The 25,737-nt window shown below is 39.8% G+C and carries 19 protein-coding genes, 2 tRNA genes, 3 rRNA genes and 1 pseudogene; 12 read left to right on the top strand and 13 right to left on the bottom strand.

Annotated elements, in window-relative coordinates; genetic code table 11:
- Window positions 1–18: 18 nt before the first annotated feature.
- The 5 genes and pseudogenes from F968_RS18740 to F968_RS18720 all read right to left on the bottom strand — a co-directional run bounded on the left by F968_RS18740 (window position 19) and on the right by F968_RS18720 (window position 6,029).
- Window positions 19–1,000, bottom strand: a pseudogene (locus tag F968_RS18740) (M57 family metalloprotease).
- A gap of 111 nt (window positions 1,001–1,111) precedes the next feature.
- Window positions 1,112–2,029: a matrixin family metalloprotease gene (locus tag F968_RS18735; protein WP_004795544.1), complete on the bottom strand. Its 918-nt coding sequence runs from the start codon at window positions 2,027–2,029 to the stop codon at window positions 1,112–1,114.
- A gap of 330 nt (window positions 2,030–2,359) precedes the next feature.
- On the bottom strand, window positions 2,360–4,300 hold the full coding sequence (dnaK, locus tag F968_RS18730; RefSeq protein ID WP_004795542.1) for a molecular chaperone DnaK: 1,941 nt from the start codon (window positions 4,298–4,300) through the stop codon (window positions 2,360–2,362).
- Window positions 4,301–4,418: 118 nt separating this feature from the next.
- Window positions 4,419–4,973, bottom strand: a complete 555-nt coding sequence (gene grpE, locus F968_RS18725) for a nucleotide exchange factor GrpE (protein ID WP_004795539.1) — start codon at window positions 4,971–4,973, stop codon at window positions 4,419–4,421.
- A 162-nt stretch (window positions 4,974–5,135) separates the two neighbouring features.
- On the bottom strand, window positions 5,136–6,029 hold the full coding sequence (locus F968_RS18720) for a LysR family transcriptional regulator (RefSeq protein ID WP_034596529.1): 894 nt from the start codon (window positions 6,027–6,029) through the stop codon (window positions 5,136–5,138).
- 107 nt (window positions 6,030–6,136) lie between these two features.
- On the opposite strand from F968_RS18720, the gene F968_RS18715 reads away from it, so the two are divergent.
- A complete protein-coding gene (locus tag F968_RS18715) occupies window positions 6,137–7,003 on the top strand; it encodes an MBL fold metallo-hydrolase (RefSeq protein ID WP_004795534.1) in 867 nt (288 codons plus the stop codon).
- 391 nt (window positions 7,004–7,394) lie between these two features.
- The gene (locus F968_RS18710) at window positions 7,395–7,625 is read left to right on the top strand and encodes a hypothetical protein (protein ID WP_000733015.1); all 231 of its coding nucleotides are present in this window, start codon (window positions 7,395–7,397) and stop codon (window positions 7,623–7,625) included.
- A 166-nt stretch (window positions 7,626–7,791) separates the two neighbouring features.
- Here the strand turns inward: F968_RS18710 and F968_RS18705 are convergent, their stop codons facing one another.
- A complete protein-coding gene (locus F968_RS18705; RefSeq protein WP_004795532.1) occupies window positions 7,792–8,160 on the bottom strand; it encodes a hypothetical protein in 369 nt (122 codons plus the stop codon).
- Window positions 8,161–8,371: 211 nt separating this feature from the next.
- On the opposite strand from F968_RS18705, the gene F968_RS18700 reads away from it, so the two are divergent.
- The 8 genes from F968_RS18700 to F968_RS18665 all read left to right on the top strand — a co-directional run bounded on the left by F968_RS18700 (window position 8,372) and on the right by F968_RS18665 (window position 16,393).
- A complete protein-coding gene (locus F968_RS18700; RefSeq protein ID WP_034596525.1) occupies window positions 8,372–9,442 on the top strand; it encodes an alpha/beta hydrolase in 1,071 nt (356 codons plus the stop codon).
- A gap of 157 nt (window positions 9,443–9,599) precedes the next feature.
- Window positions 9,600–10,151, top strand: a complete 552-nt coding sequence (locus F968_RS18695; RefSeq protein ID WP_004795528.1) for a peptidylprolyl isomerase — start codon at window positions 9,600–9,602, stop codon at window positions 10,149–10,151.
- A 419-nt stretch (window positions 10,152–10,570) separates the two neighbouring features.
- A 16S ribosomal RNA gene (locus F968_RS18690) occupies window positions 10,571–12,108 on the top strand.
- A gap of 59 nt (window positions 12,109–12,167) precedes the next feature.
- Window positions 12,168–12,244: transfer RNA gene (locus tag F968_RS18685), tRNA-Ile, on the top strand.
- 55 nt (window positions 12,245–12,299) lie between these two features.
- Window positions 12,300–12,375, top strand: a tRNA-Ala gene (locus F968_RS18680).
- Window positions 12,376–12,727: 352 nt separating this feature from the next.
- Window positions 12,728–15,620, top strand: a 23S ribosomal RNA gene (locus F968_RS18675).
- 179 nt (window positions 15,621–15,799) lie between these two features.
- Window positions 15,800–15,914, top strand: a 5S ribosomal RNA gene (gene rrf / locus F968_RS18670).
- Together the 16S, 23S and 5S rRNA genes with 2 tRNA genes alongside form the textbook arrangement of a ribosomal RNA operon.
- Window positions 15,915–16,081: 167 nt before the next feature.
- Window positions 16,082–16,393: an ankyrin repeat domain-containing protein gene (locus F968_RS18665; RefSeq protein WP_004795526.1), complete on the top strand. Its 312-nt coding sequence runs from the start codon at window positions 16,082–16,084 to the stop codon at window positions 16,391–16,393.
- 45 nt (window positions 16,394–16,438) lie between these two features.
- On the opposite strand, the gene F968_RS18660 is transcribed toward F968_RS18665, so the two are convergent.
- From F968_RS18660 to ribF, 5 genes are all read right to left on the bottom strand, one after another.
- Window positions 16,439–16,981: an NADPH-dependent FMN reductase gene (locus F968_RS18660; RefSeq protein ID WP_004795524.1), complete on the bottom strand. Its 543-nt coding sequence runs from the start codon at window positions 16,979–16,981 to the stop codon at window positions 16,439–16,441.
- A gap of 136 nt (window positions 16,982–17,117) precedes the next feature.
- Window positions 17,118–17,600, bottom strand: a complete 483-nt coding sequence (locus F968_RS18655; protein ID WP_004640310.1) for an FKBP-type peptidyl-prolyl cis-trans isomerase — start codon at window positions 17,598–17,600, stop codon at window positions 17,118–17,120.
- 1 nt (window position 17,601) lies between these two features.
- Entirely contained in the window at window positions 17,602–18,132 is a 531-nt protein-coding gene (gene lspA, locus F968_RS18650; RefSeq protein ID WP_003655819.1) for a signal peptidase II, read from the bottom strand.
- Window positions 18,125–20,962 carry an isoleucine--tRNA ligase gene (ileS, locus tag F968_RS18645; RefSeq protein WP_004795521.1) on the bottom strand — a complete coding sequence of 946 codons (2,838 nt, stop codon included), beginning with the start codon at window positions 20,960–20,962 and terminating at the stop codon, window positions 18,125–18,127. Before ileS ends, lspA begins: the two co-directional genes overlap by 8 nt.
- Window positions 20,963–21,023: 61 nt before the next feature.
- Window positions 21,024–22,025, bottom strand: a complete 1,002-nt coding sequence (gene ribF / locus F968_RS18640) for a bifunctional riboflavin kinase/FAD synthetase (RefSeq protein ID WP_004795519.1) — start codon at window positions 22,023–22,025, stop codon at window positions 21,024–21,026.
- Between the two features lie 207 nt (window positions 22,026–22,232).
- On the opposite strand from ribF, the gene F968_RS18635 reads away from it, so the two are divergent.
- Complete coding sequence (locus tag F968_RS18635; RefSeq protein WP_004795517.1) at window positions 22,233–23,366, top strand: TDT family transporter; 1,134 nt, start codon at window positions 22,233–22,235, stop codon at window positions 23,364–23,366.
- An 80-nt stretch (window positions 23,367–23,446) separates the two neighbouring features.
- Entirely contained in the window at window positions 23,447–24,013 is a 567-nt protein-coding gene (locus F968_RS18630) for a 5'-methylthioadenosine/S-adenosylhomocysteine nucleosidase family protein (RefSeq protein ID WP_004795515.1), read from the top strand.
- Window positions 24,014–24,049: 36 nt separating this feature from the next.
- Here F968_RS18630 and F968_RS18625 read toward each other — a convergent pair whose 3' ends face one another.
- On the bottom strand, window positions 24,050–24,670 hold the full coding sequence (locus F968_RS18625; protein WP_013199284.1) for a TetR family transcriptional regulator C-terminal domain-containing protein: 621 nt from the start codon (window positions 24,668–24,670) through the stop codon (window positions 24,050–24,052).
- Between the two features lie 259 nt (window positions 24,671–24,929).
- A complete protein-coding gene (locus F968_RS18620; protein ID WP_004795511.1) occupies window positions 24,930–25,730 on the bottom strand; it encodes an ABC transporter ATP-binding protein in 801 nt (266 codons plus the stop codon).
- Between the last annotated feature and the right edge of the window lie 7 nt (window positions 25,731–25,737).

Below are 25,737 nucleotides of genomic sequence, written 5' to 3'. Positions count from 1 at the left end.
TTTATATCAAGTCCTTAATTATTGAGGTAAAGCACTTAATAGATCACGATCAGCATCTGTAAGACCAGTGACTTTTCTGTCACCATCTTTACGTACTGAGTACATTAATGCATCTGGTTGATCGCTATGTTTTAAACCAAGCGCATGTCCTAACTCATGAGCAATCGTTAAGCGTAAATCATCAATAGACTTAAACTCATAAATCACAATTTGTTTGCCATTGTAGATACCTTTTTTAAAGACATCAGCTTGGGCATTTTGCTTAAATTGGGTTAATGAGTTATTGAACTCATTGTTAATCTGATTAAAGTGAGCAACTTTGATATTTAAATCTTTAGCTTGCTCATTATAAGCAGCAATTTCTTTCTTTAAAGCAACAGTTTGTTTTTGCAAATCTTTCTGGGTTTTAGCCAAAGATTTAGCACTGTATTCAGGTGCTAATTTGCCTTGGTTAAGCTGCATCATTTGCTCGTCAAGATTTTTCAATTTGCCATTCAAAATCTGCTTCTTATTTTCAAGGTCAGATTGAGTTTGACCAAGAGTTTGTTTCAATTGCTTAATTTGTTGCTGCTCATCAATTACACGTTGCTGTTCTTGCTGAAACTGAGCAGCAATTTTTTGACGCTGTTCAGAACGACTCTGACTATTATCGTAAACTAAACGAATTTCTAACTTTGCATTTGGATCATAAGTAAAATAATCCTGACCAGTGCCTTGTTTCCAAATATCTGCAGCTTGTTGGCTAATTTGAATTAATTGGTCTTGGCTTAAACCAAAACGTGGATCAATATCAGCAATTTTGTAAGTCAAATGTTGACCTGCTTTTTGCTGAATTTGAGTGTGAGCTGGAGTAGCAAGATTAGCATTAGCCTGAAAATTAGAAAAAGCAAAGGCTACGCCTAATAACAATGATGTTAAACGCATAATAAAAAGGTGGGAGATTTTAAAAAAAACGTATTATAAGAATATAAAGTGAAAAATCAATCAAAAAACGTACGATTTAGATAAATAAATGAGACTTTAGTCTCATAGTTTTTTACCAAATGCCAAACTATTTTGTAGAAAAAATTCAGTAAAATTGGTTTTATGTAGTTTTTTTAATTAGTTAACTTTAATGATTTTCCTTAATTAAACTATAAATTGAGCCTAATAGCTCTAAATCTGAATCTGTTAATTTGAAATTATGAATATCTTGCTCTTTTAACCGTGGATACATTAATGATTTAGGATCAGTAGTATGTTTTAGTCCTAATGCATGACCAAACTCATGAGCAAGGGTTAAACGTAAATCATTTAAAGAAGCGTAACCGTAAATTTGAATTTGGTTTTGGCTGAATAAGCCTTTATGGAAGGGTTGAATACTGGCTTTTTGCTCTAGTTTGAATTGTGTTTTTAAAGAGCTTAAATCATTTTGCTCTTCATTGAGTTCCCTAATTTTTAGATTAAGTAATTGAATTTTATAATTTAAAATATTTGATTCTTTTTGTAGATTTCCAGATTTTTGCTGTAGTTGGTTTTGCTGCTCTTTTAGCTCATCGGCACGATAGTATCGATGTTCTCCTTGGTTAAAGCGTATTACGTCTTGTTGATACTGCTCAAACTCAGCTTTCAGGCTGATCTTTCTTTTGTTTAAATCAGATGATAGCTGATCAATCTCTTGTTTATTTAAAATAATTTCTTCATTTTTAAGACGCCATACTTCCTGCTTTTGCAAAAGTGCATTCAAATTTTCCTGTTGCTCGCTTTTCATCAGTTGATGATCATCATAAATTAAGTTAATTGCCAACTGAGCTTCTGAATCATAGATAAAATAGGTTTTTCCTGTTTCTTTGTGCCAGATTTCAGCAGCTTGTTGGCTAACCTCAATAAATTTTTCTCGAGTTAATTGAAACCGTGGATCAATAAAAGCAATTCGATACTTTAAAGGTTGATTAGAGGAACCCATTGCTAGATTATTTTGAGCAAAGCTCGTCGTTTGAAAGCCTATGCCTACACATAAGCTCAATCCCCACCATAGAATTTTTTTCATGGCAAAATAAAAAATATAAATAAAATCTTATTGTTAGCTACTTAATTTAATTCGTCAAAATGATAAAAAGTACAGGAGAGTGGGAGAGCTTTGTGATCTTGGTAGAAAAATTTAATAAGATGTTTTTAGACTTGGCAATAATGGAATAATTAATGTAATAAGTAACAATGTATTTTAGTTTAGAAAATCTTTTTTATAATGAATACATTAGTTTTTATAGTTGACCTTTTTGACATTAAATAATTTAAAAATATATGAAAAAACCTATTGTTATTTTTTGTAACCAATAAAAAACCGCGCCTAAGCGCGGTTTTTTATTAAAGAAACAAATTATTTTTTGTCATCTTTAACTTCAGTAAACTCTGCATCTACAACACCATCATCAGCTTTTTGTTGACCTGCATCGCCACCTTGGAATGCATTTGGATCAAAGCCTTCTGCACCACCAGCTTGCTGTGCTTGTTCATAAGCACGTTGAGTGATAGGCATCAAGATGTTTTGTAAAGCTTCAGTTTTAGCTTTGATATCTTCAACATCATTTTCTTTTGTTGCTGCTTCAAGTTCAGAAACCGCAGTACTTACAGCTGTTTTTTCATCTTCAGTAACTTTGTCACCAAGATCTTTAACTGCTTTGTTCGAGCTTGAAATTAATGCATCAGCTTCGTTACGAGCTTTTGCAAGTTCTTCAAACTTACGGTCTTCTTCAGCATTCGCTTCTGCATCTTTAATCATTGCTTCGATTTCAGCATCAGACAAACCTGAGTTTGCTTTAATCTGGATCGATTGCTCTTTACCAGTACTCTTATCTTTAGCAGATACTTTCAAGATACCATCAGCATTGATGTCGAAAGATACTTCAATTTGTGGCACACCGCGTGGAGCAGGCGGAATGTCACCTAATTGGAAGTTACCCAACAATTTGTTTTGTTGAGCCATCTTACGTTCACCTTGGTAAACAGAAATGTCTACAGCAGGCTGGTTGTCAGCAGCAGTAGAGAACACTTGTGATTTCTTCGCAGGAATCGTCGTGTTTTTCTCAATGATTGGTGTTAATACACCCCCCATTGTTTCAATACCTAAAGTTAATGGTGTTACGTCTAATAAAAGAACGTCAGTTTTGTCACCAGACAATACTGCACCTTGAATCGCAGCACCGATTGCAACTGCTTCGTCAGGGTTCACGTCTTTACGTGGCTCTTTACCAAAAAATTCTTGTACTTTTTGTTGTACAAGTGGCATACGAGACTGACCACCAACCAAGATTACGTCAGAGATGTCAGAAGTCGAAAGACCAGCATCTTTAAGCGCGATACGGCAAGGCTCAATTGTACGAGCAACTAAATCAGCAACTAAACCTTCAAGTTTTGCACGAGTTACGTTGATCACTAAGTGTTTAGGACCAGTTGCATCGGCAGTGATATATGGAAGGTTGATTTCAGTTGCATTCGATGAAGAAAGCTCAATTTTTGCTTTTTCAGCAGCTTCTTTCAAACGTTGTAACGCAAGTGGATCATTTTTCAAGTTCACACTTTGTTCTTTCTTAAATTCTTCAACCAAGAATTCAATTAATGCGTTATCAAAGTCTTCACCACCAAGGAAAGTATCACCGTTTGTTGATAACACTTCGATTTGTTGGTCGCCATCAAGGTCTGCGATTTCAATGATTGATACGTCAAAAGTACCACCACCTAAGTCGTAAACTGCAACTTTACGGTCGCCTTCTTTTTTGTCCATACCGAACGCAAGTGCAGCAGCAGTTGGTTCGTTAATGATACGTTTAACGTCTAAGCCAGCGATTTTACCAGCATCTTTAGTTGCTTGACGTTGAGCATCATTAAAGTAAGCAGGAACAGTAATAACTGCTTCTGTAACTGTTTCACCTAAATAGTCTTCTGCAGTTTTTTTCATCTTTTTCAAGATTTCAGCAGAGATCTGTTGAGGCGCTAATTTTTTGTCGTTTACTTCAACCCAAGCATCACCATTGTCAGCTTTGATGATTTTGTAAGGTACAAGACCAATATCTTTTTGTACCGCTTGATCTTCATAACGACGACCAATTAAACGCTTAATAGCGAATAATGTATTTTTCGGGTTAGTTACTGCCTGACGCTTAGCACTTTGCCCTACTAAGATCTCGCCATCTTTATAAGCGATGATCGATGGAGTTGTACGTGCGCCTTCAGCGTTTTCGATTACTTTTACTTTATCGCCTTCAAGTACAGCAACGCATGAGTTGGTAGTACCTAAGTCAATACCAATAATTTTTGCCATGTGACGTTTTCCTCAAAAATTCTTTTGCAATGTTTTTGCTTGTTATCCGATATGAGAGTGAATCTATTTTTTTCAAGCGTTTTAGCTAAAAAAAATCTAAAAACTCTCAAAAATTTACTTATTGACCAACCATAACCATAGCAGGGCGCAATAAGCGGCCATTTAACGTATAGCCTTTTTGTAAAACAGTACCGATTTCATTTGCTTTAGCGTTAGGATCAATACCTACTGCTTGATGTAAATCTGCATTGAAACCATTTTTAGTATCAGCTTCTACAACGCCAAATTTCTCAAGCGCAGTTAACAGTGACTTTAAGGTTAATTTGATACCTTCAAGTACTGGTGTTTCTTCATCACCCGCTGCTTGAATTGCACGCTCTAGATTGTCTACAGAATCAAGTAATTCTTTGGCAAATTTTTCAAGCACAGTTTCTTTATGCTTATCAGACTCACGTTGAATACGCTCTACACTTTTTTGTGCTTCGTAAACAGCATTTGCTGTACGTGCTTTTTCAAGTTTTAGGCTTTCTTCTAATTTGGTGATTTGCGCTTGTAAAGATTCAACGGTAACGTCGTTTGCTTGCTCTACACCTTCAGCCTGAGTTTGCTCATTAGATTGCTCTGCTTGCTCGTGTTGAATGTCTTGAGCTTGCTCGTTTTGCTCATTAGCCATTGATGATCTCCGTTTAAATGGGTTTTTAAACATGTACAGTCCTTTTGGCATCAGCATTTACTGGGTAAAACCTGAACTGCCATGCATATGCTGTAATTCATTAATAGGGATGAAGTATGGGCATTGCCTAAAAATTCAAGCGTACACGGCAATTTAAAACTTTTAATTTTGCGGTTTTAAGTAAAAATCTAAATTTTCGATCATAAAAGCAATAAATTCCTGCGTTATTTTGGGTAAATGTTGTCTCGATGCATATACCACTGACAGACTTAATTCCGGAGCTGAAAAGTTTTTAAACAAAGGAACTAATCTTTTTTCTTTTAAATCTTTTTTAACTAATAGTGAAGGCAACATTGCCACGCCTTGGGCATGTAAACACATATCATAAACAGCATTTACATCATTACTTTTAAAGGTCACGTTTAAAGGGTAATTCTGCGGTTGTTGCTCTTCATCAAAAAGTGTCCAAAATTGATGTTGGCTATGGTGAGCTAAACATTCATGTTGAATAAGTTGCCTTGGATGGGAGAGGGGGCTGTGCTGCTTTAAATAATCAGGATGAGCACAGAAAACAGACTCAATTTGACAGACTGGCCTTGCAATTAATCCATCTGCAACTTTTTGCGTTATACGTAAGGCTAAATCGACCTGAGCATCAATTAAGTCCATTGTATTTTCAGTCAGATATACATCAAATTGAATATGCGGATGTTGCTGTTTAAATTGGCGAATACATTCTCCAACCCCTAATTGAAATAAAAATAAACCACAGGTAAAACGAATCGTACCGTTATATTGTTCAGGTGCAGCTAGCTCTTGTAAAAGTTGCTGTTGTTGTAAAATATTCTCGCAGTAGAGCAGGGCTTTTTCACCTGCTGGCGTGAGAGATATTTTTCGTGTATTTCTTTGAAATAGTCGAGTTGAGAATGTGTGTTCAAGATGCTCAAGATAACGAGAAACCATCGCACGGGAATAATTCAGGTGTTGTGCGGCTTTGGTTAAATTGCCATGCTGAGCAATAGAAACAAAGACTTGTATGGCTTTTAATGTGTCCATATGCATCATCATTATTACAATATATGCAACAGTTTATCTTAATTTGGTGCATTTACCTTACAGGAATTGCAATTTAAAGTATTTCTCATGAAATTGGAGAATACATAATGAAATTTTTTAAATTAACTGCTTCAGCCCTAGCAACTGCTACAGCTTTGACAATGGCTTCCTCCGCCTTTGCACAAGATCTAAAAATCCAAAGTTTTCTGGCTAAACCTGAACATTTTGGCGTGACGTCTACTTTAATTGAAGGCGATAAAGAAGTTCTATTGGTTAATGCCCAATTCTCAAAATCTGAAGCATTACGTATTGCTGCCGACATTATCGATAGCGGTAAAACCCTAAAAACAATTTTCGTAAGCTATGGCGATCCAGATTATTACTTTGGCTTAGATGTATTTAAACAATATTTCCCAAATGTACAAATCATCGCAACGCCGGAAACTGTTAAACATATTCAAGATACTCAAGCGCTCAAAGTGAAGTATTGGGGTCCACAAATGGGTGCAAATGCGCCTAGCCAAATTATTGTGCCTCAAGCTTATACTGCTAAAACTTTAAAGCTAGAGAATGAGTCCATCGAGATTAAAGGTAAGAAAGAACTCACTTATTTATGGATTCCTTCTTCAAAAGCAGTAGTAGGTGGTATTCCTGTCTCTTCAGGCATTCATTTATGGATGGCAGATACACCAAAAGTTAAAGACCGCAATGAAGTAATTCAAACGCTAGAAAACATTAAAGCACTCCAACCTCAGATAGTTGTTCCTGCCCATATGGTTGAGGGAGCTCCACAAGGTTTGGATGCGGTTAACTTTTCGATCGACTATCTCAAGAGCTATGAGAAAGCCGTTAAAGTAAGTAAAAATGCGAGTGAGCTGAGTCAACTCATGCAAAAACAATATCCAACATTAAAAAGTGTGGATAGCCTAGAGCTGGGTGCAAAAGTTGTAAAAGGCGAGTTGCAGTGGCCGTAATTTAAATCGAAATATCGTAAATTTTTAGAGAAGCCGTGGTTTAAACCCGGCTTTTTTAATAGAAACAGGAATTTTTAAACAAAAAACCTCTGTAACATTCTACGCACCTTATATAGTGTTTCTATAAATAGAATTTTTTTGAGTAGAGTAAAAGGCTCAGATAAAAATTGAAAATTGATAAAATTAAACAAAAGCTTAAGTTGCTAGTTTTATATAAAAGATAGAGCTAAGGGTAGGGAAGTGGATTTAATAAAAAATTGCACAATTTGTACTTCTATTACTACAAAAGACAACCAATGATACGCACGCCAGAAAAAAAAATTGTGAATTATAGGCAGCGCGAAGATGATCTTCGCATTTAAGTGTTTGTCGTAATGAAAGGAAAGCGATTATGAAAAAATTAGGTCTTATCTCTGTAGTACTTGCTGGTGTTGCTTTTACAGCTGTTGGTTGCGCATCTGAAGCGGGTTTAAACGCATCAGGTTCTGCTCAAACAAGTGCTAGCCCATCTGGCGTGCAAGCTGGTGTAGGTGTTGATGCGGGCGTTTCTGGCCAAGCACAACCAGGTCAAGTTGATGCTGGTGCTTCTGGTTCTGTTTCAGGTTCTGCAACAGCTCAGTAATTCTTAGTGATAAGAATAGTTAAAAGATTATAGAGTCATATATTTAAGATGCCGGTTTATGTATGAAGTGAGCTGCTACTCATTACTCTATAATTAAGAGAATTTAGAATTCTCAAAAAAGCCCCAAAAGACGTAGCTTATTGGGGCTTTTTATATAGTAATGAATTTAGTCATCATGACGATAATCTCGATGATTATGATCACGATCTTCTACCCGTTTTTTATCCCACTCGTGGCGTCTTTTATCGTCATCCCAGCGTTTCTTATCCTCGTCATGGCGTCTTTTATCCCATTCATGACGATTTCGATCCTGTTCGCGAGCAACTCTTCGTTGTTGTTCATATATTCTTTGACGTTCTTCCCAGCGTCTTCGTTCCCAATCGTTATATCGACGTCCATCATTGCGATCATAGCGATTACTATCATGATCATGGTAACCATAACCACCACGATAAGAAGGGTCATCCGTATAAGCCACGCAGCCTACAGTTAAAAGACTGGTTGCTAATAAAGTAACAACTAGTTTTGTTGACATAATCGTACCTCTTTTTGTCTGTTAACAATAATTGGCAAAAAAGTCCTGTTTTAAGTGACAGATTTGTTAATGACATTTGCTTGAAATCAGATTAGCTTAATTTGGGTTTTACCTTTGTATCTTGATTACATGAGTTGTATGCGAATATAGTCAAATAACAACAGAATTCTGTAGAAAATATGAAGGATAAGAGGAATTCATGGAGATAGGCATGACAGCATTTAATCAAAAAATTCAAACATTGCTAGATAAGGGCCAAGGGCCTGCTGCTCGAGCTCTTGATAAGTTACCTCGATTAGCTCAAGAATCACTTGCTAAAATTCTTGGATATTCTTACCAATATCCAGATCTTGACTCATTTACTAAATGTATGATGGCTGTACAAATTAAACAGGGTCGTATTGGTTTTATTGGTTCAGATCCAATTGAATCTAGAAGGCAGTTCGATACGCAAATGCTGGCTATACGCCACAAGTCAACAGAGATTGACTTAGTGGAAGATATTCGTTTACCTCTCCAAAGCGGAACTGTTTTCGCAAGACACTATCATCCAGCACCGAATAAAAAATTACCTCTTATTGTTTTCTATCATGGAGGAGGATTTGTTGTTGGTGGTTTAGATACTCATGATGAGGTTTGTCGTATATTGGCAAAGTATGCAAAAGTACAAGTACTCAGTATCGATTACCCTCTCGCACCTGAGGTTTCTCCTCGGCATTTAATTCAATCTTGTGAAGATGCTTTAGCTTGGGTATATCAAAATCGTAGACAGTTAAAAATATTAAAAGGTCGAATTGCGGTAGCGGGGGATAGTGCAGGTGGAAACATCAGTACAGTCGTGGCTCAAAGATCAGTAAATAAACCTTATGCTCCTCAGGCCCAACTTCTTATTTACCCTACAGTTGATTTTAAGAGCCGACATCCTTCTTTTTATGCTTATAACGAAGGGTTGGTTTTGACGGATAGCGATATTAATTATGTCACTCAATATTATGCAACGCAGCATAACGTAGAACTAGATGATCCTATTATTTCTCCAACCTATGGCAACTTGAAAAAGAACCCACCAGCTTTTGTGATTACTGCTGGGCATGATGTATTACATGACGAGGCAAAAATCTATAGTTATAAGCTACGTCAAAATGGTGTCAAAATGCATTATGAAGAATATTCAGATCAAACTCATGGTTTTATAAATTTGACGCCTATTTCAAAAAAAGCCAAACGTTACACCATTGAGTTCAGTAAAAACTTTAGAAAATTTTGGGATAAAAATAGCTAAATAAAAGTTTGGTCCATGTTTCACGTGGAACATGGACACATATACACATCCAAAATATTAGGCCTTAAATAAAAGACAATAAATACTCACTAGAATTCTTTTATATAGACGATTAAATTTAACCTTTACTAAATTTTGCATTTTATTGTAGGAAAATATGAAAAAATTATTAATGCTATGTTGCTTAGGTCTAAGCAGTCATTCAGTTTGGGCTGACACTTTAGTTGAAATGCAAACAAATTTAGGCAATATAGAAATACAACTTTATGACGAGAAAGCCCCAATCAGCGTAAAGAATTTTAAAACCTATATAAAGTCGAACTTTTATAAAGATACGATCTTCCATCGCGTAATACCTGGCTTCATGGCGCAGGGTGGTGGACTTACTGCAAATATGCAGGAAAAGACAACCCGAGCACCAATCAAAAACGAAGCTGGAAATGGAATTGCTAACACCCGCGGAACTTTAGCAATGGCTCGTACTGCAAATCCGGACTCTGCTACTAGTCAATTCTTTATTAATGTCGCAGATAACAGTTTTCTAAATCGCTCAGCTGGTAACGCAGGTTATGCGGTTTTCGGAAAAGTAATTAAAGGAATGGATGTGGTTGACCGTATTGTAAAGGTACCTACAACCAATGATGGCATGCATCAGAACGTTCCTAAACAACCTATTAAGATACTAGAATTGAAAATCAAAAAAGAATGAAAATAAATAATTTAATATTTATTGTTTGTTATCAGTTGTTTAGTTAATTATTTTGGCTTTTTTGATTTTTAGTTGGGTAAAAAAGAGTCGGTCAAACACATATATTTAGAAAAGTGCTTGCGTACCAGTTTTTTTTCCCTATAATGCACTCATCCCGACGCGATACACGAGAATATCTTAGCTTACAGGGTTAAGATGGAAACTTAGTATTGCGTTGAATTCTGTCTCTGACGAAGAGCAGAAAAATCATTAAGAGAATTGAAGAACAACTTGTGTGGATTTTTACTGATTGATTAATCGAAATATTATCATTGATTGATTGGTTTAAATTACTCGAAGTTTATTTGAGCGAAATTTAAGTCAGAAAATTGATGAGCCAGAATTGGCACCTTGTCTTTAATAAGGTGCAAAATGATTTTTAACTGAAGAGTTTGATCATGGCTCAGATTGAACGCTGGCGGCAGGCTTAACACATGCAAGTCGAGCGGGGTGATGGTGCTTGCACTATCACTTAGCGGCGGACGGGTGAGTAATGCTTAGGAATCTGCCTATTAGTGGGGGACAACATTTCGAAAGGAATGCTAATACCGCATACGTCCTACGGGAGAAAGCAGGGGATCTTCGGACCTTGCGCTAATAGATGAGCCTAAGTCGGATTAGCTAGTTGGTGGGGTAAAGGCCTACCAAGGCGACGATCTGTAGCGGGTCTGAGAGGATGATCCGCCACACTGGGACTGAGACACGGCCCAGACTCCTACGGGAGGCAGCAGTGGGGAATATTGGACAATGGGCGGAAGCCTGATCCAGCCATGCCGCGTGTGTGAAGAAGGCCTTATGGTTGTAAAGCACTTTAAGCGAGGAGGAGGCTACTTTAGTTAATACCTAGAGATAGTGGACGTTACTCGCAGAATAAGCACCGGCTAACTCTGTGCCAGCAGCCGCGGTAATACAGAGGGTGCAAGCGTTAATCGGATTTACTGGGCGTAAAGCGCGCGTAGGCGGCTAATTAAGTCAAATGTGAAATCCCCGAGCTTAACTTGGGAATTGCATTCGATACTGGTTAGCTAGAGTGTGGGAGAGGATGGTAGAATTCCAGGTGTAGCGGTGAAATGCGTAGAGATCTGGAGGAATACCGATGGCGAAGGCAGCCATCTGGCCTAACACTGACGCTGAGGTGCGAAAGCATGGGGAGCAAACAGGATTAGATACCCTGGTAGTCCATGCCGTAAACGATGTCTACTAGCCGTTGGGGCCTTTGAGGCTTTAGTGGCGCAGCTAACGCGATAAGTAGACCGCCTGGGGAGTACGGTCGCAAGACTAAAACTCAAATGAATTGACGGGGGCCCGCACAAGCGGTGGAGCATGTGGTTTAATTCGATGCAACGCGAAGAACCTTACCTGGCCTTGACATAGTAAGAACTTTCCAGAGATGGATTGGTGCCTTCGGGAACTTACATACAGGTGCTGCATGGCTGTCGTCAGCTCGTGTCGTGAGATGTTGGGTTAAGTCCCGCAACGAGCGCAACCCTTTTCCTTATTTGCCAGCGAGTAATGTCGGGAACTTTAAGGATACTGCCAGTGACAAACTGGAGGAAGGCGGGGACGACGTCAAGTCATCATGGCCCTTACGGCCAGGGCTACACACGTGCTACAATGGTCGGTACAAAGGGTTGCTACCTAGCGATAGGATGCTAATCTCAAAAAGCCGATCGTAGTCCGGATTGGAGTCTGCAACTCGACTCCATGAAGTCGGAATCGCTAGTAATCGCGGATCAGAATGCCGCGGTGAATACGTTCCCGGGCCTTGTACACACCGCCCGTCACACCATGGGAGTTTGTTGCACCAGAAGTAGCTAGCCTAACTGCAAAGAGGGCGGTTACCACGGTGTGGCCGATGACTGGGGTGAAGTCGTAACAAGGTAGCCGTAGGGGAACCTGCGGCTGGATCACCTCCTTAACGAAAGATTGACGATTGGTAAGAATCCACAACAAGTTGTTCTTCATAGATGTATCTGAGGGTCTGTAGCTCAGTTGGTTAGAGCACACGCTTGATAAGCGTGGGGTCACAAGTTCAAGTCTTGTCAGACCCACCATGACTTTGACTGGTTGAAGTTATAGATAAAAGATACATGACTGATGATGTAAGCTGGGGACTTAGCTTAGTTGGTAGAGCGCCTGCTTTGCACGCAGGAGGTCAGGAGTTCGACTCTCCTAGTCTCCACCAGAACTTAAGAGAAGTTCGGATTACAGAAATTAGTAAATAAAGATTTAGATCTTAGTTTATTAACTTCTGTGATTTAAGTATCACGGTATTAAGCATGACCTGACGAAGGCGTGTTTATTCATTAACAGATTGGCAAAATTGAGTCTGAAATAAATTGTTCACTCAAGAGTTTAGATTAAGCAATTAATCTAGATGAATTGAGAACTAGCAAATTAACTGAATCAAGCGTTTTGGTATATGAATTTAGATTGAAGCTGTACAGTGTTTAAGTACACAGACAACAGATAGTAGCGATGAAGAATCGCACGGACAACACTCACTTGTAAGTGTTGACGACTGTTTGGGGTTGTATAGTCAAGTAATTAAGTGCATGTGGTGGATGCCTTGGCAGTCAGAGGCGATGAAAGACGTAATAGCCTGCGATAAGCTCCGGGGAGGCGGCAAATATCCTTTGATCCGGAGATTTCTGAATGGGGGAACCCACCTACTTTAAGGTAGGTATTGCAACATGAATACATAGTGTTGCAAGGCGAACGAGGGGAAGTGAAACATCTCAGTACCCTTAGGAAAAGAAATCAATTGAGATTCCCTTAGTAGCGGCGAGCGAACGGGGATCAGCCCATTAAGTTATGTGTGTTTTAGTGGAACGCTCTGGGAAGTGCGAACGTAGAGGGTGATATTCCCGTACACGAAAGGGCACACATAATGATGACGAGTAGGGCGAGGCACGTGAAACCTTGTCTGAATATGGGGGGACCATCCTCCAAGGCTAAATACTCCTGACTGACCGATAGTGAACCAGTACCGTGAGGGAAAGGCGAAAAGAACCCCTGTGAGGGGAGTGAAATAGATCCTGAAACCGCATGCATACAAGCAGTGGGAGCCGACTTGTTCGGTGACTGCGTACCTTTTGTATAATGGGTCAGCGACTTATATTCAGTAGCGAGGTTAACCGTATAGGGGAGCCGTAGAGAAATCGAGTCTTAATAGGGCGTTTAGTTGCTGGGTATAGACCCGAAACCAGGCGATCTATCCATGAGCAGGTTGAAGGTTGGGTAACACTAACTGGAGGACCGAACCCACTGTCGTTGAAAAGCCAGGGGATGACTTGTGGATAGGGGTGAAAGGCTAATCAAGCCTGGTGATAGCTGGTTCTCCCCGAAAGCTATTTAGGTAGCGCCTCGGACGAATACCATAGGGGGTAGAGCACTGTTTCGGCTAGGGGGTCATCCCGACTTACCAAACCGATGCAAACTCCGAATACCTATGAGTACTATCCGGGAGACAGACTGCGGGTGCTAACGTCCGTAGTCAAGAGGAAAACAATCCAGACCGCCAGCTAAGGCCCCAAAATCATAGTTAAGTGGGAAACGATGTGGGAAGGCATAGACAGCTAGGAGGTTGGCTTAGAAGCAGCCACCCTTTAAAGAAAGCGTAATAGCTCACTAGTCGAGTCGGCCTGCGCGGAAGATGTAACGGGGCTAAAACTATGTGCCGAAGCTGCGGATTTGACTTTTAGTCAAGTGGTAGGGGAGCGTTCTGTAAGCCGATGAAGGTGTATTGAGAAGTATGCTGGAGGTATCAGAAGTGCGAATGCTGACGTGAGTAACGACAAAACGGGTGAAAAACCCGTTCGCCGAAAGACCAAGGGTTCCAGTCCAACGTTAATCGGGGCTGGGTGAGTCGACCCCTAAGGCGAGGCCGAAAGGCGTAGTCGATGGGAAATTGGTTAATATTCCAATACTTCTGTGTAATGCGATGAGAGGACGGAGAAGGTTAAGTCAGCCTGGCGTTGGTTGTCCAGGTGGAAGGAAGTAGGCATGCATCTTAGGCAAATCCGGGGTGCTCTATGCTGAGATCTGATAGCAAGCTGTACTTGTACAGCGAAGTGGCTGATACCATGCTTCCAGGAAAAGTCTCTAAGCTTCAGTTACACAGGAATCGTACCCGAAACCGACACAGGTGGTCAGGTCGAGTAGACCAAGGCGCTTGAGAGAACTCTGCTGAAGGAACTAGGCAAAATGGTACCGTAACTTCGGGAGAAGGTACGCTGCTGACGGTGATGACCCTCGCGGTCTGAGCTATTGGCAGCCACAGAAACCAGGCCGCTGCAACTGTTTATTAAAAACATAGCACTCTGCAAACACGAAAGTGGACGTATAGGGTGTGATGCCTGCCCGGTGCTGGAAGGTTAATTGATGGGGTTAGCGTAAGCGAAGCTCTTGATCGAAGCCCCAGTAAACGGCGGCCGTAACTATAACGGTCCTAAGGTAGCGAAATTCCTTGTCGGGTAAGTTCCGACCTGCACGAATGGCATAATGATGGCGGCGCTGTCTCCAGCAGAGGCTCAGTGAAATCGAAATCGCTGTGAAGATGCAGTGTACCCGCGGCTAGACGGAAAGACCCCGTGAACCTTTACTGCAGCTTGACATTGAACTTTGACCTTACTTGTGTAGGATAGGTGGGAGGCTTTGAAGTTGGAACGCTAGTTCCAATGGAGCCGTCCTTGAAATACCACCCTGGTAATGTTGAGGTTCTAACTCTGCCCCGTAATCCGGGGCGAGGACCATGTCTGGTGGGTAGTTTGACTGGGGCGGTCTCCTCCTAAAGAGTAACGGAGGAGTACGAAGGTGCGCTCAGCGTGGTCGGAAATCACGCGTAGAGTATAAAGGCAAAAGCGCGCTTAACTGCGAGACCCACAAGTCGAGCAGGTACGAAAGTAGGTCTTAGTGATCCGGTGGTTCTGTATGGAAGGGCCATCGCTCAACGGATAAAAGGTACTCTGGGGATAACAGGCTGATACCGCCCAAGAGTTCATATCGACGGCGGTGTTTGGCACCTCGATGTCGGCTCATCTCATCCTGGGGCTGAAGCAGGTCCCAAGGGTATGGCTGTTCGCCATTTAAAGAGGTACGCGAGCTGGGTTTAGAACGTCGTGAGACAGTTCGGTCCCTATCTACCGTGGGCGCTGGAAATTTGAGAGGATCTGCTCCTAGTACGAGAGGACCAGAGTGGACGAACCTCTGGTGTACCGGTTGTGACGCCAGTCGCATCGCCGGGTAGCTATGTTCGGAAGGGATAACCGCTGAAAGCATCTAAGCGGGAAGCCTACCTCAAGATAAGATTTCCCTAGGACTTTATGTCCTCTAAAGAGCCGTTCGAGACTAGGACGTTGATAGGTTGGATGTGGAAGCATAGTGATATGTGAAGCTGACCAATACTAATTGCTCGTGAGGCTTGACTATACAACACCCAAGCAGTTGTATATAAAGCATCAATCGATTCATTAATATGCAAAGCAACTTGATTTAGTTATATGCTTAGCTAAAATGAACAAATAAAGTAAGATTCAATCAGCCCATCTGTAAAGATTTGGAAAACGCATCGGCATATTAAGACCAATGCAAGTATCCATACCAGTTGTGCTGGCGACCATAGCAAGAGTGAACCACCTGATCCCTTCCCGAACTCAGAAGTGAAACCTCTTAGCGCTGATGGTAGTGTGGGGTTTCCCATGTGAGAGTAAGTCATCGCCAGCTCATTATTCAAACACCCCCAACTTAACAGTTGGGGGTGTTTTTTTATGGAAGAATAATGAAATTGAAGAGTTTAAGCTAATGAAAGTACAGCTTTAAAATCAGATTTGCATATCAAGCATGTTCTATGAATATAATAATGATGAAGTTTCTTATTTTTAGGTATTTCCATGAAAATTAACTCCTTCTCTTTAATACCTGAAGATGATGAAGAACTTTCTCTTCCTGAATTAGTTTATTGGGCTTCTTTAGGTGATCTAGATCAGGTAGAGCAATTACTTTTAGAAGGACAAGATCCTAATCAGGCAGATGATGAAGGTTATAGCGCTTTGCAAGCAGCTGCTGAAAATGATCATTTAGAGATAGTTAAACTCTTAGTAGGAAAAGGTGCTCAGGTTGCTTATAAAAGCGAATATACCGCACTACAGCTTGCAGAAATGGCAGGTAATACTGATGTAGTGGAATATTTAAAGAGTTTATAAAATTAAAAAGGCCTTTTTTGTTTGGAAAAGAGGCCTTTTGTTCAATTAAGACAAATGATATTTCTGTAGTTTCTCAACAATGGATTGAAGACCTTTTACCTCAAACTCATTAGCTTCGAATTTTTCATCTTTATTACGTTTAAATATATCTCTTATCTCTATTACAGCGTTGGGGTCAATAATACTTAAACTTGAGGTGACTTGACGTATTTGGCTAATAGATCGAGAGCCATTCGTTGAACCATAACCAATAAATGCAGCAGGTTTACCACTCCATTCTTTTCCTACATAGTCCAGAGCATTTTTTAGAGCTGGACTGTAACCATGGTTATATTCTGGGCTAATAAAGATAAAAGCATCTGCTTGAGCAATTTTGTCTGCCCATTCTTGTTGTTTAGGTTGATCATAAATTCCGGTAGCGGGTGGATGAGATCCTGAAAATAGGGGTAAATCCCATTCTTTTAAATCAATCACTTCTATCTGAAAATCTTTTAGATTGAATGAGTGAATTGCTGTTTCTACCCAATTGGCAACTTTAATTGCTGTACGTCCTTCGCGAACACTTCCCACGACAATATAGACCAGCATGTATTTTTCCCAATGATTTTTATACTTATAACTTAATTCATTACATGGGTAGCTGAGAATATAGAATTTGTAAAGATTCTTATGTTATGAAAAAAATTGGATAATAAAAAAGCCCTCATTGAGAGGGCTTTTTTATTTACATGAGTTTAATGCCTTGTTGGCCTTCAGGAGTAACCTTAAATATTTCTACTTCAAAGGTAATGTTTTTCCCAGCTAATGGGTGATTAAAATCAATTTCTGTAATGTCATCATTAACTGACTTCACTACACCGAATAAAGTTGTTTTTGCCTTGTCTTCGAACTCAATCATATGACCAGGAATAGGGCGTTGTTCAAACTTAACTGTATCGAAAGTTTGAATATTTTCTGGATTCCATGGACCAAATGCATCTTCTGGTGGAAGATGTACGGTACGACGATCACCCGCACGTAAACCAAATAATGCTTTTTCAAAGCCTGGTAACAGATTTCCATCACCAATAGTCAAGGTAACAGGTTCTTCACGGTTACGTGTATTATCGATTTCTACACCATTTTCAATAGCAACAGAAAAGTGTAGATCGACTTTAGAGCCGTCTGTAATACGAATTTCTTCGTTAGGTTGGATAATTTCGGTCATATTATGCATCCGAATTTTGGTTGCGTTGCTTCTCAAGGAAGAATGTATCGATGAGTAGCAAGATGGTACCTAAGGTAATGGCACTGTCCGCAATATTAAAAGCTGGAAAGTGATGATTTTGGTAATAAACATGAATGAAATCGACCACATAACCTAGGGTAATACGGTCAATTAAATTGCCTAAAGCTCCACCTAAAATTAAAGCGATGGCTACAGGTAGCACCACCATTTTTTTAGGCATACGAAGCAACCAAAATACAAAAAGGATTGAAACTAAGCCTGCTAAAGATGTGAAGAAATAGCGCTGCCATCCTCCTGCATCCGATAAAAAGCTAAAGGCTGCACCATAGTTATGTAATAGTGTCCAGTTTAAAAATGGAAGCACAGGCACCGGATCTGCATAGTTCAGATGTGTACTCGCAATCCATTTTGTCCATTGATCCAACACAATGGCAAGGACAGAAAGTCCGAGCCAAATGAGATTGTGTGGATAAAACTGGAATAAGCCTTTTTTAGCTTGTGAATTAGGCATATTTTCTCACTTCGCCACGACCAGTGACGTTCACAATACAACGACCACATAAACCAGGATGATCGGCATGTGTATTTACATCTGGAAGGACATGCCAGCAACGTACGCATTTTTCACCTTCAGCTGCAGATATTTGTACACGTAAGCCTTCCATTTCAGTTGCTTCACCTTGCTCAGCAAATGGATGTACTACTACTTGAGAAGTAATAAGAACAAAACGGAGTTCATCAGCCAGTTGGTTTAAAACTGTTTGTAATGATTCATTTGCCCAAAGTTCAACTTTGGCTGAAAGATTACTGCCGACAAGTTTAGCGTTACGAGCTGCTTCAATCTGTTTATTTACTGCAGATTTTACGCTAATCAATGTTTGCCAATCTTCTTCAGAAAGCAGGTTTGCTTTTGATGAAACAGGCAAGTCATACCATTCTGAAGTAAATACATACTTTTCAGTTTGTTCTGGAATCAGTGGCCAAGCTTCTTGAGCGGTAAAGCTTAAGATTGGGCTCATCCAACGGATAAATGCTTGAACAATATGATAAAGCGCAGTTTGTGCAGAACGACGTGCTTGTGAGTCAGCCTTAGTCGTATATTGACGATCTTTGATAATGTCTAAGTAGAAACCACCTAAGTCATTAATACAGAAGCTTGTTAACGCACTACACACCACATGGAAGTTCATTTCTTCGTAAGCAGTGATAATAGTTTGTTGTACTTCATTCGCGCGTTGCAAGATGTATTGATCTAGAGCGATAAGGTCATCTACTGCTAAAGCATCTGTGCTTGGTTTGAAACCATTTAGGTTCGCAAGTAAGAAGCGTAAGGTATTACGAATACGACGGTAGCTATCACTTACACGGTTAAAGATTTCTTTAGACGCTGCAATTTCATAGCGATAGTCGCTAGAAGCTACGTATAAACGTAAACCATCAGCACCAAGCTGTTTGATGATTTCTTCAAGCGGAATGTAGTTACCTAAAGATTTCGATAATTTACGACCGTTTTCATCCACTGTAAAACCATGTGTTAACAAGGCCTTATATGGTGCACGATTGTGAATTGCTATAGACGTTAATAAAGAAGATTGGAACCAACCACGGTGTTGGTCTGAACCCTCTAAATATAAATCAGCAGGGCTTTCTAATTCTTCACGTTGCTCAAGTACAGCGTAATGTGTTGTACCAGAGTCAAACCATACATCGAGTGTATCGCGAACAGCATTATATTGTTCAGCATCTTCACCTATGAAGTCTTTTGCTTCACGTTTGAACCATGCTTCGATACCTTCTTGTTCGATCAGTTGAGCAACTTCTTCGATGAGTTCAGGTGTACGAGGGTGTAATTCATTCGTATCTTTATGAACGAAGAAAGGAATTGGAACACCCCAAGTACGTTGACGTGAGATACACCAGTCCGGACGACCTTCGATCATTGATTCAATACGGTTTTTACCCCAGTTCGGTACAAACTCGATATCGTTTTCAATAGCGTTAAGCGCGCCTTCACGTAAACCTTTTTGATCCATGCTAATAAACCATTGTGGTGTAGCACGGAAAATAATAGGAGTCTTATGACGCCAGCAGTGTGGGTAGCTGTGTTTAATTGGTTGATGAGCCCATAAACGGCCTACAGCACCCAAAGCTTCAATAATCTTTGGATTGGCTTTATAGATGTGCTCACCAGCATAGATTGGAGCAGTTGGTAAATAAACACCATTACCACCGACTGGATTGTCTACTTTAAGATTGTATTGAAGACCTACTTTATAGTCGTCTGCACCATGGCCAGGCGCTGTATGTACTGCACCTGTACCGCTTGTTGCAATAACGTGTTCACCCAAAATTACTGGAACTTGACGATCAGTAAGTAGAGGGTGTTGTAAAGTAAGGTTTTCAAGAGCTGAACCTGTAAAGTCAGCTAAAACAACTGGGTTTTCAAGCTTGTAACGCTCAATTGCTGAAGCAACTAAGTCTTTAGCAAGAATAAAGTTTTGCTTACCACGCTCAGTAGTCACTTGTACCAATTGATATTCAATTTCGGCATGCAAAGCAACAGCTTGGTTAGCAGGCAATGTCCAAGGTGTAGTCGTCCAGATCACAATATCAGTTGGATCTTGAACTTCTACGTTTAAACGGGCACTTAAATCTTTAAGATCAACAACGCCAAAACCAACATCAATTGCGTCAGATTTTTTATCTTCATATTCAACTTCAGCTTCAGCAAGTGCTGAACCACAGTCCATACACCAGTTCACTGGCTTTAAGCCCGGCTGGATATGACCATTTTTCTGGATTAAGCCTAAAGTACGAACAATATCGGCTTCTTGTTTATAGTTCATGGTGAGATAAGGATTATCCCAATCACCTAAAATACCAAGACGCTTAAAGTCAGTACGCTGTAAATCAATTTGTTTTAGAGCATATTCACGGCAAAGTTTACGGAAAGTCGCAGCGTCAACTTTTTCGCCAACTTTACCTACTTTTTCTTCAACTTTTAGCTCAATTGGCAAGCCATGACAGTCCCAACCCGGAACATAAGGTGCATCGAAACCAGCCAAAGTACGGCTTTTTACAATCACGTCTTTGAGTACTTTATTGACTGCGTGACCTAAGTGAATTGTACCGTTCGCATATGGAGGGCCATCGTGCAAAATATATTTTTTCTTGCCAATACGCGATGCACGAATCTGCTGATAAATGTTGTCGGTATACCACTCTTCTAACCATTTCACTTCACGTACTGCCAAATTTGCTTTCATTGCAAATTGAGTATCCGGCAGGTTTAGCGTGGCTTTGTAGTCCACTGCATTCTCAGGAGTTTGCTTATCGCTCATGCAAGTTTTCATCCAGTTTAATCAGCTAGGGAGCCGACATGTTTTACAATCAAAATTCGAATTAAAAAGGAAATTGTGTCGTGTCGTTACGGTATTGTCGTAACTGCTGCACGTCATTATCAATTCCTGCCTTAAGTGCCTCAAGCGAAGGGTAGTTCAATTCACCATGAAGATAGTGAAGGAAAGTCACCCGCATAAATAAGCCATACAGATTAGCAGAAACATCAGGGAAATGTACTTCTAATCTCCACTCTGGATGTTCTTGCTGAATGGCTGGACGTGTACCGACATGCCCTGCGCCATAGAGGCTGTTTTCATGATATCCGGCAATTCCCGGTTTTTCGGGTGTATCTTGACGCACTTTTTGAGTAAGTGAAGTTGTTTCACAAATGACTTCAACACCATAAATCCCATTTAAACATGGCTTATGGCGGTTGAGGCGGACATTAATCGTTGGAAAATCTAAAGTTCGTCCAATTTGGTCGCCATATTGGACACGTCCTGTAATACTGTACGGACGACCTAATAATTTAGCTGCTAAGGCAAGATTTCCTACCTGAAGCACTTGGCGAATACGAGTTGAACTGACGCGTTCACCTTCAAGTTCAATGGTATGTAAATTTGTGACTTGAAAGCCGTAATTCTTTAGAAATTCGCTGTTACCTTGACGGTCTTTGCCGAAATGAAAGTCATCCCCTAGAACCAAAGTCTGCGCATTTAGTTTATCTTTTAATAAATCTGCAAACTCAGACGCACTCATGCTACGGAAATGCTGATCAAATTTAGCAACCGCAATATAATCAACCCCAAGCTCGGTTAGATATTCGACCTTTTCTCGTAGTGAATTAATACGAGGAGGGGCATCGTAGCCTTTAAAGAATTCAAGAGGTTGTGGCTCAAAAATCATAACCAATGTTTTTAAGCCTTGTGCTGCAGCAATTTTTTTGAGTTGAGCAATCATCGCTTGGTGACCTAAATGGACACCATCAAAATTACCAATAGTTACCGCTGTTTGAGGTAACTGAAAATTGGGCGATAACGCATTAAGACGAAGCAGTTTCATGAACTTAAAATATGGCTATTTTTGCAAGGGCTATATATTGCCATAATCTCACAGATTCGTCTTGTTGTTGTGTTTTTACTCAGTTATTTTTCAACATGAATATTTTTATATTTAAAATATTGATGAATTAAATAAAAATAAATCAATTTTTCTTATTAATGGTTTGCTCTACTATATCTTTATCCACTCTTTGATTAGAGAACTAAGATGAAAAAACCCTTTTACCAATTAAATCATAGCAAAGATGTTATACGACATTTTACTCCAAATTGGTTTACAGCGACTATGGGTACTGGCGTGGTCAGTATGATTTTAATTCAGCTTCCATTTGCTCAATCATTTTTATTCACGCTAGCAACTTTGTTATGGCAATTTAATATTATTTTATTCAGCGTTTTTTCAGGTCTTTATTTATTGCGGTGGTTTCTTTTCCCTCATGAAGCAAAGCAAATATTTAACCATCCCAATATGAGCTTGTTTTTAGGCGCTATTCCGATGGGGCTCGCTACCATACTAAATGGCTTTTTAAGCTTCGGTGTCGGGCTTTACGGTGAAGTTGCGATACATATTGCTCAAGCTTTATGGTACATCGATGTCTTTTTAGCGCTAGCAATTGCGTGGATCGTGCCGTTTTGTATGTTTAGCCGTCAGAACCATCAGCTACATACCATGACTGCAATCTGGCTTTTACCTGTGGTTGCATGTGAAGTAGCAGCAAGTTCTGCGGGCATGTTAGTAGCTCATTTACCAGCAAATTTGCATAGCTTTCATTTATTAATGGCGGGCTACGTACTTTGGGGAATTTCTGTTTTACCCGCATTCGCTATTTTGACAATTTTAATGCTGCGTATGGCTTTACATCAGTTACCGGAAAAAGAAGTCGCAATTTCTAGCTGGTTGTCTTTAGGCCCTATTGGTACAGGTGCTTTAGGTCTCTTGTTACTAGGGGAGCAGGCACAAAGAGTGGCACCAAATGTAGGATTTCACCAATTTGCGAATGTCTTTCAAGCTTTAGGAGTCGTAGGTAGTCTCGTGTTTTTAGGCTTTGGGTTATGGTGGCTGGGTCTTGCAATTTTAACAACGCTTCGTCACGCAAAGACAGGTATTCCATTCAATTTGGGTTGGTGGGGCTTAACCTTTCCATTAGGCGTATTTATTCTTGCACTGTTTAATTTAGGGCATCAGGTTGAAATTGTATTTTTACAATACGTTGCTGTGGCCTTGAGTCTTTTATTATTGACAATGTGGGGTGTGGTAATGAAGAAAACGCTAGCAGGCGCATATAGCGGCCAACTGTTCTTTTCTCCGTGTTTAATTGCCTTACAACAAAAAATGCAGTAATGATGAAAAGGTGCAAAAAGCTTTTGCACCTAATTTATACTTATTTTCTAATTTATTTAATTTTGATTTGAGCTTTTTGAATGAACACTGATATTGCTTTAATTATGGCACTTCCTAATGAATCTAAAGGTTTGTTTGAGCAGGCAGGTGTTGAAGTCCATTACAGTGGTATTGGTAAGATTAATGCCGCCTTTAAAGCATTTGAGGTTATTCAAAAAACTGGCTGTAAAACTTTAATTAATCTCGGTACAGCTGGAAGCTCTGCATTTAATCGACATGATTTAGTCGAGGTGAAGACTTTTGTACAACGTGATATGGATGTTTCACCCCTAGGGTTTGAAGTAGGTGTAACGCCGTTAGATGATCACTTGCGAGCTGAAATTCATCTTCAACCACATTTTGCTGATTTGCCAAAAGCAGTTTGCGGAACTGGAGATTCATTTGAAACGGGTCAGCCAAAAGTAGCTTGTGATGTGGTGGATATGGAAGGATATGCTTTAGCCAAAGTTTGCCATAAGTTAGGTGTACGGCTGATTTCGGTGAAATATATTACTGATGGGGCAGATGACACTGCACATGTAGATTGGGAAGAAAATTTATTATTAGGTGCTCAAAAACTTTTAGCGCTTTATCAAAATCACTTCTAAAAAAAGATCGGCAAATTTGCCGATCTTTTTTTGGTTTTAACGAGGCAATACGCCGTAGAGCATTAAGTGGACTGTATGCTCAATTGAGCGTTGGAACATGCTACGGTTGCGAAGCGTTTTTCCAGTCACCATTTCCATTTGGGTTGCAAAATCTGCATAGTTTTGCGTAAGACCCCAAATGTTTAAGATTAATAATTCCGGATCGATATCTGGTGAAATCTTTCCTTCTTCTTGCCACGTCTGAATGACTTTAGCTTTGCGCTTAAATAGTTTTTTTAATGGTCCTTTGAGTATAGGTAAAATATGCGGAGCGCCTTGAATGATTTCTAATGCAAACAATCTAGATGCTTTCGGTTGGCTACGAGAGAGTTCGATTTTTTGTATTAAATAGTGAGATAAGGCTTCGGCTGGTTCTAATTCAGCTTCTAAAGTTTGTAAGGGAGCCAACCATTTTTGTAAAACGGTTGTGAGCACTTCTACGTATAAAGACTCTTTATTTTCGTAGTAATAGAAAATATTCGACTTATGCATGTCGGCGAGTTGGGCAATTTCATCCAGACTTGCGCCAGTGAACCCATAGACTGAAAATACATCAAGGGCGGCAGCAAGAAGCTGATTGCGCTTTTGGGTACTCTTTTTTTGTTCCATCTGCTGCATAATTAAAAAAATAATACTCCCATTGTAAGGGAAATTGTTTGATTTGTGCACAGGTGTCTTGCTTTTTTAATCAAAAAACGGCTAGTTATTTGCGTAATAGATATACTATTGTGCAAAAAATAGAGAGATTCACTAGTTTATTGTTATTCTTAAAAATATTTTTTAAATTTCGCCCTAAAAAAGAGCAATAAAACAGCAGTTTTATTGCTCGTAAATTGGGCATTTTTCGGTTGAACAGTTCTCATTACTCATCACGATCTTAAGTTGCCAAAACCGCATCGAGTACTTGTTGCTCAAGTTGGGAAAAACTAATACTTTTTTTACGAGGGCGTGGCAAATTAACTTGGAAACTTTGAGCAATCTGACCCTTGTCTAATAAGATAATACGGTCAGCCAATTGCACTGCTTCACTTACATCGTGTGTCACTAAAATTGCAGTAAAACCTTGCTCTTTCCATAAGCGCTCAATCAAGCTTTGCATCTCAAGACGGGTTAGGGCATCTAATGCACCTAAAGGTTCATCTAACAACAAAATACGTGGTGTATGAGATAACGCACGTGCTAGGGCTGTACGCTGACGTTGTCCACCTGAGAGTTGAGAAGGCCATTGCCCTGATTTCTCTTTTAAACCCACTTTTTCCAGTAACTCTTCTGCTAAAGCATGTTGGGCTTTAGGTAAACCAAGTTGAACATTTTGAAGGATATTCCTCCAAGGAAGTAGGCGTGGGTCTTGGAACATTACTCGAATGTCATCGTTAGTAATGCCTTCGCGCAAATGCCGAGCAGATTTGAATTTGATTTCTCCAAAACTGGCTTTTTCAAGTTGAGCAATTAAACGTAGTAACGTACTTTTGCCACAGCCACTTCGACCAACAATTGCTAAAAACTCACCAGGCTGGATGTGTAGGTCAAGATCTTCAAGAACCTTAACTTCGCCATAGAATTTATAAAGTTGCTCAATCAGAATCTCTGCACCTAATACGGGTTCTTGAGATTCTGTTGGTTCTTCCGGAATGAGCTGCACTTCATTCTGATTAATATTTAAATTCAGATTTGTCATGTTCTAA

This window comes from Acinetobacter sp. NIPH 817, assembly GCF_000368405.1.
Classification (GTDB): Bacteria; Pseudomonadota; Gammaproteobacteria; order Pseudomonadales; family Moraxellaceae; genus Acinetobacter.
The sequence above is the reverse complement of the archived record's forward strand: the minus strand, read 5'-3'. Positions and strand labels throughout refer to the sequence as shown.